General features: G+C 43.5%; 4 protein-coding genes. 2 read left to right on the top strand and 2 right to left on the bottom strand.

The genetic code is table 11. The features are described from left to right. Positions 1-147: 147 nt before the first annotated feature. Positions 148-759: a site-2 protease family protein gene (locus ABI430_05260; protein MEO8638275.1), complete on the bottom strand. Its 612-nt coding sequence runs from the start codon at positions 757-759 to the stop codon at positions 148-150. A gap of 253 nt (positions 760-1012) precedes the next feature. Between ABI430_05260 and ABI430_05255 the strand changes: the two genes are divergently transcribed. Then, positions 1013-1255, top strand: a complete 243-nt coding sequence (locus tag ABI430_05255) for a bL28 family ribosomal protein (protein MEO8638274.1) — start codon at positions 1013-1015, stop codon at positions 1253-1255. Positions 1256-1324: 69 nt separating this feature from the next. Here ABI430_05255 and ABI430_05250 read toward each other — a convergent pair whose 3' ends face one another. Then, positions 1325-2182, bottom strand: a complete 858-nt coding sequence (locus ABI430_05250; GenBank protein MEO8638273.1) for an MBL fold metallo-hydrolase — start codon at positions 2180-2182, stop codon at positions 1325-1327. 44 nt (positions 2183-2226) lie between these two features. On the opposite strand from ABI430_05250, the gene ABI430_05245 reads away from it, so the two are divergent. Next, positions 2227-2809: Fe-Mn family superoxide dismutase (locus ABI430_05245; protein ID MEO8638272.1), on the top strand; the 583-nt coding region annotated here is incomplete at its 3' end.

Here is a 2809-nt window from a genome sequence, read left to right as displayed (position 1 = left end):
ATTCTCACTGCTTTGGAGAGACCAAAGAGTGCAATATGTATCTGGCCTTATGCACGAGGGGTAGCTTTTAGCTGTTAGCTACTAGCTGTTAGGAATTAATCTTGTGACTTAAAGCTAAAACCTAATAGCTAATAGCTTACAGCTTTTCTATTCGATGAGAAAATAGAAGACAGAAAAAATAATCGGGTTTAAAAACTGCCAGAGGAAAAGAATAAAAAATAACACCAGAATCATGCCGTATTTCTCCAGCGCGAGGCGTACTGAATCGAGACTGGCGGGAAGAAACGCAAAGAGGATTTTCGAGCCGTCCAAAGGAGGTATGGGCACCAAATTGAAAATAGCTAAAATCAGATTAATGAGGACAACACCGCCAGCAAGCGTAAAAAAAGTATCGGGAACAAAAGTAATATTTTCATGAAAGCGAATGAGAAGTGAGAAAAGCACGGCAATCACAAGGTTGGACAGAGGTCCCGCAAAGGCTACAATTGCGCTTCCCCATCTTTGATTTCTAAGATTGTACGGATTGTACGGAACCGGTTTTGCCCATCCAAAAACGAAATGGGGTGGAATGAGGGCTAAAAAAATTGGGAGGATAACAGAGCCGACAGGATCAAGATGCTTCAGGGGATTCAACGTGAGCCGTCCTTCAAATTTTGCGGTCGGGTCGCCCAGAAAAAGCGCGGCATATCCGTGAGAAACTTCGTGGATGACGACGGAAAAGATGAGGATTAAAATGGTGAAGATGATGTTGGAGTCCATAATGAAGATAGTGTAACGTGTAGCTGATTTTTCCGCCAGAAAAATCAGGTCGAAAGATTTTCAATAGTGAAACTATTGTAAAATTTTCGCCCATGTAACATGTAACGTAAGAAGGAGAAATTCTCTTTTCAGACGCTACCCTAGTCCGACCCGAACGGGTTTAGGACACGTTACACGTTTTGCGTTACACGTTGGCTCGGGTTGCTTATTTGCATTCTCATGATATCATGTCCAAACACTAATTTCGAATCAAATGTCAAAAATCTGCCCAGTAACAAAAAAAACATCGAGAATCGGAGGGGGGTATTCAAACCGCACTCGTGCGACGCAGTTTAACCCTACCGGCATGATTCGCAAATATCCCAATCTGCAAAAGAAGAAGATTTACATTCCTGAACTGAAGAAATCCATTACCTTGACTCTTTCCACTCGCGCAATCAAGACGATAAATAAAAATGGCGCGTACGCGACTTTGAAGAAGGCGGGAATAATTTAGCTTTTAGCTACTAGCTGTTAGGTGTTAGCCTGAAGAGAAAAAAGAACTAACCCCGACCTCCCGTCGGGGTTAGTTCTTTACCCACTCCCCTATCCCGTCGGTAGTGAAAATTAGTCTTCCCTCGTCTGCTGTGTTCAACATTTTTATTTTATTTTTCGCCAAATTATCCAAAGTCTCTTTGTGGGGATGACCGTAGGTGTTGTTTTTTCCGGAAGAAATGACAGCAATATCCGGAGTAGACGCCTGAAGTAATTCGAGGGATGTTGAAGTTCTTGAACCATGGTGTCCGACTTTGAGTATGTCGCTATCGAGTGCCGTGCCGTCTATTTGAACAATATATTTTTCAACATTTTGAACAGAGTCCCCCATGAAAAGAATCGACCTTTTCCCATAGGTAAGTTTTCCCACTATTGAGCCTTCATTGCTCGCAAGTCCCAACACATCTCGGTCAGGAAAGAAAATATGGAACACAACGCCGCCACCAAGTTCAACATCCATGCCTCTCTTCGCAATAACTCTCTCTGCATTTTCCTTTTGAATATCCTTTTCAAATTCCTTGTATGTCCCTGTGTCTGAATGTGTGCCGGGTTCAATGACGGTCGTAACTTTGTATCGATTGAGGACGTCAATAAATCCTCCAAAATGGTCCTTGTCCGGATTGGTGACTAAAAGAAGATCGATGGAATGGTCAAAAAAGGGCATGACAGAGCCGAGCTCGCTTAGCACAATTTTCCCCGGTCCTCCGTCAATCATCATCTGGTTGCCGTTCGGAGCTTCGATAAAAATGCCGTCACCCTGGCCGATACTCAAAAAGGCGACGGTGAGGGTGCGGTTTCCTTCTCGGGCATAAACAGCTTGCCAAACCAGCGCATTTACCCCGATTAAGAAAACTGCAAGCCCCAATCGAATCTTATCTTTCAGATTCATGCTAATAGTATATAATGTCGCTATTATTATGTAATTAAGCACCTATGAAATACGAAGAGCAAAAATTTACCATTCCCGAATTAAAGGGAATCTCAAAAAAAACAATTGAGGAACACTTGAAACTGTACTCGGGTTATGTAAAACACACAAATCTCATTTTGGAAAAAATTGGAGAATTGAAGCAGGATGCGGAAAAAAACGCATACGCCTTGGGCGAGGTCAATCGACGTTTCGGCTTTGAATACAACGGCATGCGCAACCATGAAATCTACTTCGGAGCTTTGGAAGGAGGGGCAAAACCGCTCGCCGAAAAAAGCGCACTCACGAAAATGATTGAGGAAACATGGGGAACATTTGACGCATGGCTTACGGAATTCAAAGCTATCGCGCTTACGAGAGGCATCGGCTGGGCAATGCTTTATTACGACCGAAAGGGGGGAAGACTCTTGAACGCATGGATTGATGAACAGCACATGGGACAGCTTCAAGATTGCGCTCTCGTTCTCGGTCTCGACATGTGGGAGCATTCGTTTGTCGCCGACTACCAGCCTTCCGGAAAAAAAACTTATGTCGAGGATTATTTTGCAAACCTTAATTGGGAAAGTGTTGAGGACAACTATTTACGCG

The organism is Candidatus Taylorbacteria bacterium, assembly GCA_039934295.1.
Taxonomy (GTDB): domain Bacteria; phylum Patescibacteriota; class Minisyncoccia; order Phycocordibacterales; family HO2-43-120; genus HO2-43-120.
Note: the sequence above shows the minus strand (reverse complement) of the source record. Positions and strands in the feature narration are given on the sequence as shown.